Raw genomic sequence first — 7,479 nt, forward strand, 5'->3', positions numbered from 1 at the left:
CGGTCTTGTTCCTGGCCGTGTTGGCCATTCCCGAGGGCTTCTTCGCCGCCCTGCCGACGTTCACCGTGGGCGACTGGCTGGCCGTGCTGTTCATCGGTGCCTCCAGCGGCATCGGCTATTTCCTCTGGCTCTGGGCCTTGCAGAACACCACGCCGACGCGGGTGACGATCTTCATGGCGCTGAGCCCCATGACCGCCACGGCGCTGGGCTGGGTGTTGCTCGCGGAGCCGGTGACGGCGCTCTTCCTCGCCGGTCTCGCCGCCGTCGCCGCCGGTCTGGTCACCGCCCACTGGCCCGGCGCCCGCGAAAGTGAAGGCGCGGCCTAGAACAAGCGGCACCTCGAAAAGTGGTGCGAAAAGTGGTCCCTAGAAAAGTGGTCCCTGTCCCCACTTTTTGTTTGCTAAGCATTTGCGAAATAACGATTTATTTCCTGTCACAGGTGCCCAAAAAAGTGCTGCCTGTCACTACTTTTTGACTTTTTGGTCGCGCCCGCCTAGATCTCGCCCACCTCGTCGAGCGGGATGTTGTGTTTGTGGGCCTGGGCCAGGTTGGCGTAGCGCGGCGCCGCTATGGCCAGGTATTGCTTGTCCTCGTCGGTCAGCTTGCGCATGAACTTGGCCGGGCTGCCGGCCCAGATCTCGCCCGACGGAACCCGCTTGCCCGGTGTCACCAGGGCGCCGGCCGCCACCTGGGCGCCGCTTTCCACCACCGCGCCGTCCATCACCGTGGCCCGGAAGCCGACGAAGCTTTTGTCCTCCAGGGTGCAGCCGTGGATCAGGGCGCCATGGCCGATCAGCACGTCGTTGCCGATGGTCGTGCCATGCAGCCGCGTGGTGACGTGGACCACGGTGCCGTCCTGGATGTTGGTGCCGCTGCCCACGCGGATGAAGTTGGCGTCGCCGCGCAGCACGCAGTTGTACCAGACACTGGAGCGCGCCCCGATCTCGACGTCGCCGATGACCGCCGCACCGGCGGCGATGAAGCAGCTTTCGTCGATCGTGGGCGTGATGCCGTTGAAGGGCAGCACGAGGCCGCTGTCGTGGCCGGCGGAGGGGGACATGCTCACCTCGCTCGAAACTAAGGAAACAGCGGCTGCTGTTCGAGGCCCAGGTGTTCCTCGAAACCGAACGCCACGTTCAGGTTCTGCACGGCCTGGCCCGAGGCGCCCTTGACCAGGTTGTCGATGACGCAAACCACGATGGCGCGGCCTGGCAGGCGGTCGGCATAGGCCCCCACCAGCACGTGGTTCGAGCCCCGCACGTGGCGCGTCGCCGGCACCGCGTCCTCGGACACCAGGCGCAGAAAGGGCTCGTCGGCAAAACGTTCGTCAAAAGTGCGGCGGAGATCCTCGAGGCCGGCGTCCTGCGCCAGCTTGAGGTAGATCGTGGCCAGGATGCCGCGGCTCATGGGCACCAGGTGCGGCGTGAAGTTGATGGTCATGGCATGGCCGGCGGCGCGCCCGAGTTCCTGCTCGATCTCGGGGCCGTGGCGGTGGCTGGCGATACCGTAGGGATGGATGCCCTCGGCCACCTCGGCGAACAGGCTCCCTTCCTTGGCCGCCCGGCCGGCCCCCGAGACGCCCGACTTGGCGTCGACGATGATGTCGTCGGGCTCGATGACGCCGGCCTCCAGCAGCGGCACCAGCGGTACCAGGGCCGCGGTCGGATAGCAGCCCGGACAGGCCACTAGGCGGCTCTCGGCGATGGCCGCGCGATTGTATTCGGTAAGGCCGTAGACGGCTTCGGGCTGCAAGCCGGGGGCGTAGTGTTCGTGGCCATAAAGCGCCGCGTAGGTGGCCGTATCGGCCAGGCGGAAATCGGCCGAAAGATCGATCACCTTGATCTGGCCGGGCAGCCCGGCGATCAGGTCGCTGCGCTCCTCGACCATCAATTCGTCGACCAGATCGTGCCCGGTCTGATGCAGCAGCCCGGCCACGATTTCTTGCGTGGTGCCGTGCGGCAGGGCGCAGAAGACGGCGTCGATGTCGAGCCCCGACCACTCGACCTGATCGATGTGCATGAGGTCGGGAAGATCGAGGCCGCCAAGGTGCGGGAACACTTCGGCCAGCGGCCGGCCGGCGCTGCGCTCGGCCGTCAGCAGTACGATCTCGGCCTGGGGATGGCCTTGCAGCAGCCGCACCAGTTCGGCACCGGTATAGCCGCTGGCACCCAGCACCGCGAGGCGCAGTTTGTTGATTTGATCAGCCATGTTTCATATCCGGGGTAGCGCGATCACGATTCGCGCCTTCCTATTATCTGCGCCGCGCGCGAAAATCAAATAGCGGCACGGCCGCGGCAACGCAGAAGACAGCAGCGAAGGATGGATTGGTCATGAAACGCGTTGGTGAGTTCAGTCTCGATCGGGTGGTCGAATCGGAAGAGCCCTTGATCGCGCCGGCCGATTTCTTTCCCGAATCGAGCCCCGAGGTTTTCGCCCAAAACGCCGACTGGCTCGAGCCCCGCTTCGTCGATCCGGCGACGGGCAAGCTGGTGGTCTGCGTGCAAAGCTACATCGTGCGCACAAAGCTACACACCATCGTGGTCGACGCCTGCGTCGGCAACGACAAGCAGCGCAGCGTCTTTCCCCAGTGGCACCACCAACAATCCAGCTACCTGGCCGACCTGACGGCGGCCGGGGTAAGGCCGGACGAGGTCGATTTCTTCATGTGCACGCATTTGCACACCGATCACGTGGGCTGGAACACGCGCCTGGTGGACGGCCGCTGGGTGCCGACCTTCACCAACGCGCAGTACCTTTTCGCCCGCGACGAATACCAGGCACGTGAGAAGCAAATGCGCGAGGAGCCGGAAGGGGGCCACGTCCAGGCCTTCGCCGACAGCGTGCTGCCGGTGATGGAGGCGGGCCGGGCAGTGCTGGTGGACAGCGACCACGAAATCGAAGACGGCGTCCGGCTCGAGCCGGCACCCGGCCACACCGCCGGCAACGTGGTGCTCAACCTCAGCTCGGGCGGCGACCGGGCCGTGCTCAGCGGCGACGTCATCCACCACCCCGTGCAGCTGCTGCGGCCCGAGTGGTCGAGCCGGGCCTGTGAGGACCGGCCCCAGTCACGCCAAACCAGGCGCGCCTTCATCGAGCGCTATGCCGATAGCGATACCCTGATTGCGCCCGGTCACTTCCCCTCGCCAAGCTTCGGCCGCATCGTCGGTTTGGCGGATCGCTTCGCCTGGCGCGACGCCTGAGGGCGATATCGGGGCGGAAATGCCAAAGCTCGGTCTCCAGGATCTTCTGATCATCGGCGGCGGCATCAACGGCGTCGGCATCGCCCGTGACGCGGCGGGCCGGGGCTTGGCGGTTACGCTTTGCGAGCAGGGCGACCTGGGCGGTGCCACGTCGTCGGCCAGCAGCAAGCTCATCCATGGCGGTTTGCGCTACCTCGAACAGTTCGAATTTCGCCTGGTCCGCGAGGCCCTGGGCGAACGCGAGGTGCTGCTGGCCATGGCCCCGCATGTGGTGCGGCCCCAGCGCTTCTACCTGCCCCACGTGGCGCACCTCAGGCCGGCTTGGTTTATTCGTCTGGGTTTGTTTTTCTATGACCACTTGGCTCGGCGCACGAGCTTGCCCGGCTGCCAGAGCATCGATCTTACGAAACACGAGGTTGGCGATCCCTTGCGCTCTTCCCTGGTCAAGGGGTTTGCCTATTCCGATTGCCGGGTCGACGATTCCCGCCTGGTCGTACTCAATGCCGTATCGGCCGCCGAGCAGGGTGCCGAAATACTGGTTCGGACCCGCTGTGCCGAGGTCTTCGCCGAAGGTGGTTTCTGGCGAGCCCGGCTGCTGGACGAGGATGGCGTTGAACGCCTTGTCGAGGCCCGGGTTCTGATCAATGCCACCGGGCCCTGGGCGGGTGGATTTCTGCGTCACACCCTGGGCCTGGAGAACGCCAAGCCGCTGCGTCTGGTCAAGGGCAGCCACATCGTCGTGGCCAAACTTTTCGATCACGCCGGCGCCTATATCTTCCAGCATGAAGACGGACGGGTCATTTTCGCCATTCCCTTCGAAGACGATTTTACCCTGATCGGAACCACCGACAGCGACTACCGGGGCGATCCCGCTGAGGCCCGGGCCAGTGCCGAAGAGATCGATTATCTGTGCCGGGCGCTGGGGGATTACCTCGGCTCCGGGATACATCCGGCCGACGTGGTGTGGTCCTTTGCCGGCGTCAGGCCGCTTTACGGTGACGGTGACGCTGCGTCGCTGAGCCGGGATTACCGGCTCGAATTGGAGGCGCAACAATTCGAGGCTCCGCTGCTTTCGGTGATCGGCGGCAAGATCACCACCTATCGCCGCCTGGCCGAGGAAGTCCTGGAATTGTTGAAGCCCCATATAGCCATGGACCGGACCGCCTGGACGGCAGGGCAACCCTTGCCCGGGGGTGATCTCGGCGCAACCGGGTTGGAAGGCCTCTGTAAGCGACTCCGCCAAGGCTATCCCTGGCTCGACGAGGCCCTGGCAAATCGCCTCTCCAGGGCCTATGGCTCGCGGGCCGAGTTGGTTCTCGAGGACGCCCGCGACATCGCCGATCTGGGCCAGGACTTCGGTGCCGGCCTCTATGAGCGGGAAGTGGCCTATTTGATGGCTCACGAATGGGCCCGCACGGCCGACGATGTGCTTTGGCGGCGCAGCAAGCTGGGCTTGCGATTGACCCAGGACCAGTGTCAGCGGCTGGCCGACTGGATGGCTGGTGGCGGAGTTGCGGCATGAAGCCGCTGGCCGCGATTTCCTCCCAGGCCCTGGCGGGCCTCAAGGGCGTCTTCACCGACATCGACGATACCTTGACCAGCGACGGCAGCCTGAGCGCCGCCGCCTACGGCGCCCTGGAACGTCTTCACGACAAGGGTTTGCTGGTCTTTCCCGTTACCGGCCGGCCGGCCGGCTGGTGTGATCACATCGCCCGCATGTGGCCCGTCGATGGCGTGGTCGGCGAGAACGGCGCCTTCTATTTCCGCTATCACCGGGAGAGCCGTAGCGTGGAGCGGCATTTCTGTTACAGCGCGGCCGAGCGGGCGGAGCGAAGAGGCCGGCTGGAGGCCCTGGGCAAAGGTATCCTGAAGGCTGTTCCCGGCGCCGCCCTGGCGGCCGACCAGGCCTGGCGCGAAAGCGACTTGGCCATCGATTTTTGCGAGGACGTGGCACCGCTGCTCCCGGAATCGGTGAGCCGCATCGTCGAGCTTTTCACCCAGGCCGGTGCCACGGCCAAGGTCTCCTCGATCCACGTCAACGGCTGGTTCGGCAGCTACGACAAGCTCTCGATGACCCGCACCATGATGGCGCAAAGTTTCGGCCTCGATCTGGACGAGCACAAGGAGCGCTTTGTCTTTGCCGGCGATTCACCCAATGACGCGCCGATGTTCGCCTTCTTTCCGCTCTCGGTGGGCATGGCCAACCTGCTTGATTTCTCCGGCCGCCTGGAGGCCGAGCCGGCCTTCATCACCGCCCGCCGCGCTGGCGAGGGGTTTGTCGAACTGGCGGATCGTTTGCTAGCCGAGCGCTGAGTCGGGGAATCGCACTTGAGACCAGCGCTTGGGGGACTGTAGAGTGGCGTCAACAAAGCCACAGAACCCAAGTCTCTGCCGTCACTGACAAGGCAGAGCGGTGGTAGCGATAATTCACATAGGGCGGGGCGGTTCGTTCCAACCGCGTCCGCGGCAAAACCAGGGAGGGGAACATGAGTGTTGTGAGATTTTCAAGACGTCTATTGCTGGCCGGCCTCGGCGGGCTGGCAGGCCTGGCGATCATGGCCGCCACCATGCCATCGGCCGCGGCCGCCGAATGTCCGCGCGGCAATCTCGACAAACGTTTCTGCGATTGGAACGACGATCTGGTTGCCGACACGCCGGCGGATGCCAAACAATGGCTCAATCCGGACACCTTGGTGTTTTCTTATACGCCGGTCGAGGATCCCTCGGTCTACGAAAACGTGTTCACCGAATTCATGACCTACATGAGCAAGATAACCGGCAAGAAGGTCAAGTGGTACGGCGCCGATTCCTATGCCGCACAGGTCGAGGCCATGCGCTCGGGACGCCTCCACGTGGCCGGCATCTCGACCGGGCCGACGGTCTTCGGCGTCAATCTGGCGGGCTACGTTCCCATCGCCATCATGGGCAAGGATGACGGCCGCTTCGGCTACCGGCTGCAGCTCATCACCCACAAGTCCACCGACATCAAGACCATGAAGGACCTCAAGGGCCGCAACATCGCCCACGTCACGCCTTCGTCGAACTCCGGCAACCAGGCGCCGCGGGCGCTGTTTACCGCCATGGGCGTGAAACCGGATAAGGATTACAAAGTGACCTATTCCGGCAAACACGACAATTCGATCATGGGTGTCGCCAACAAAGATTATGACGCCGCCCCCATCGCCTCGAGCGTGCTCGACCGGATGCACGACAAGGGCGTCGTCAACAAGGACGACCTGAGGATCATCTGGCAGTCCAAGCTCTTTCCGACGACGTCTTATGGCTACGTCAACACCTTGCACCCGGTGCTGCAAACCCAGGTCGAGCACGCGTTCCTGACTTTCGATTGGACGGGAACGGCGCTCGATAAGGAATTCGGCAAGAAATCAGACCGCTTCATTCCGATTACCTTCAGGAACCACTGGACCGACATCCGCACCATCCAAGAGACCAACGGAACCGTCTATACCCAGGAATCCCTGGCCGGTCTCAAGGTCAAGAAGAAGAAAAAGAAGAAGAAAAAGTAAGCTCTCCGAAGCGGACCAACGGACCGACGGGCCGTCCCCCGCAAGCTGCGGGGGCGGTCCCGGCGGTTTCTTCAAACGAGTTGGCGGCATGCTCGAAATCAGCGATCTGGTAAAGCAGTATCCCAACGGCCTGCGCGCGCTGCATGGCGTCAGCCTGACGCTTTCCCAGCCCCAGGTGGTGGCCGTGATCGGCTCCTCGGGGGCCGGTAAATCGACCCTCATCCGCTGTATCAACCGGCTGGTCGAGCCGACCTCGGGCTCGATCAAGCTCGACGGCGAGGAATTGACCATGCTCGGCGGCGCCAAATTGCGCCAGGCCCGGCGCCACATCGGCATGATCTTTCAGGAATACAATCTGGTCGAGCGCCTGACGGTGATGGAAAACGTGCTCTCGGGCCGTCTCGGCTATGTCAGCTTCTGGCGGGCTTTCCGACGCAACTATCCCCCCGGGGACGTGCGCTCGGCCTTCGAGTTGCTCGAGCGCGTCGGCCTCGAAGGCCGCCACGACAGCCGGGCTGACGCCCTCTCGGGCGGTCAGCGTCAACGGGTGGGTATCGCCCGGGCCTTGATGCAGAACCCCAACCTGCTGCTGGTCGACGAGCCGACGGCGTCGCTCGATCCCAAGACCTCGCGCCAGATCATGCGTCTGATTTGCGAGTTGGCGCACGAGCGCGGCACGCCGGCCCTGGTCAACATCCACGATGTCGGCCTGGCGCAGGATTTTTCCGACCGGGTCATCGGCCTCAGCGAAG

Annotated in this window: 8 protein-coding genes; 6 read left to right on the top strand and 2 right to left on the bottom strand. The window is 64.3% G+C overall.

Annotation, left to right across the window (positions count from 1 at the left end; all coding sequences use genetic code 11):
- The coding region (locus QGG75_17065) for an EamA family transporter (protein ID MDP6068941.1) at nucleotides 1-326 on the top strand (326 nt) is incomplete at its 5' end.
- A 167-nt stretch (nucleotides 327-493) separates the two neighbouring features.
- Here the strand turns inward: QGG75_17065 and QGG75_17070 are convergent.
- Both QGG75_17070 and argC read right to left on the bottom strand, forming a co-directional pair.
- On the bottom strand, nucleotides 494-1,060 hold the full coding sequence (locus QGG75_17070) for a gamma carbonic anhydrase family protein (protein ID MDP6068942.1): 567 nt from the start codon (nucleotides 1,058-1,060) through the stop codon (nucleotides 494-496).
- A 17-nt stretch (nucleotides 1,061-1,077) separates the two neighbouring features.
- Complete coding sequence (argC, locus tag QGG75_17075; protein MDP6068943.1) at nucleotides 1,078-2,208, bottom strand: N-acetyl-gamma-glutamyl-phosphate reductase; 1,131 nt, start codon at nucleotides 2,206-2,208, stop codon at nucleotides 1,078-1,080.
- A 122-nt stretch (nucleotides 2,209-2,330) separates the two neighbouring features.
- Between argC and QGG75_17080 the strand changes: the two genes are divergently transcribed.
- The 5 genes from QGG75_17080 to phnC all read left to right on the top strand — a co-directional run.
- Nucleotides 2,331-3,200, top strand: coding sequence for an MBL fold metallo-hydrolase (locus QGG75_17080; GenBank protein ID MDP6068944.1), 870 nt, complete (start codon nucleotides 2,331-2,333; stop codon nucleotides 3,198-3,200).
- A gap of 19 nt (nucleotides 3,201-3,219) precedes the next feature.
- Nucleotides 3,220-4,722, top strand: coding sequence for a glycerol-3-phosphate dehydrogenase (gene glpD, locus QGG75_17085; GenBank protein MDP6068945.1), 1,503 nt, complete (start codon nucleotides 3,220-3,222; stop codon nucleotides 4,720-4,722).
- Nucleotides 4,719-5,513 (top strand): HAD-IIB family hydrolase, encoded by a 795-nt coding sequence (locus QGG75_17090; protein MDP6068946.1) that lies wholly within the window; start codon nucleotides 4,719-4,721, stop codon nucleotides 5,511-5,513. Before glpD ends, QGG75_17090 begins: the two co-directional genes overlap by 4 nt.
- Before the next feature lie 173 nt (nucleotides 5,514-5,686).
- Nucleotides 5,687-6,727, top strand: coding sequence for a phosphate/phosphite/phosphonate ABC transporter substrate-binding protein (gene phnD / locus QGG75_17095; protein ID MDP6068947.1), 1,041 nt, complete (start codon nucleotides 5,687-5,689; stop codon nucleotides 6,725-6,727).
- An 88-nt stretch (nucleotides 6,728-6,815) separates the two neighbouring features.
- A partial coding sequence (gene phnC / locus QGG75_17100; GenBank protein ID MDP6068948.1) for a phosphonate ABC transporter ATP-binding protein occupies nucleotides 6,816-7,479 on the top strand: 664 nt, incomplete at its 3' end.

The organism is Alphaproteobacteria bacterium (assembly GCA_030740435.1).
Classification (GTDB): Bacteria; Pseudomonadota; Alphaproteobacteria; order UBA2966; family UBA2966.

Bases quoted from the DNA above. Each gene is read 5' to 3' on its own strand.
- QGG75_17070 (MDP6068942.1), bottom strand. From the start codon at position 1,060: ATGTCCCCCTCCGCCGGCCACGACAGCGGCCTCGTGCTGCCCTTCAAC.
- argC (MDP6068943.1), bottom strand. From the start codon at position 2,208: ATGGCTGATCAAATCAACAAACTGCGCCTCGCGGTGCTGGGTGCCAGC.
- QGG75_17080 (MDP6068944.1), top strand. From the start codon at position 2,331: ATGAAACGCGTTGGTGAGTTCAGTCTCGATCGGGTGGTCGAATCGGAA.
- glpD (MDP6068945.1), top strand. From the start codon at position 3,220: ATGCCAAAGCTCGGTCTCCAGGATCTTCTGATCATCGGCGGCGGCATC.
- QGG75_17090 (MDP6068946.1), top strand. From the start codon at position 4,719: ATGAAGCCGCTGGCCGCGATTTCCTCCCAGGCCCTGGCGGGCCTCAAG.
- phnD (MDP6068947.1), top strand. From the start codon at position 5,687: ATGAGTGTTGTGAGATTTTCAAGACGTCTATTGCTGGCCGGCCTCGGC.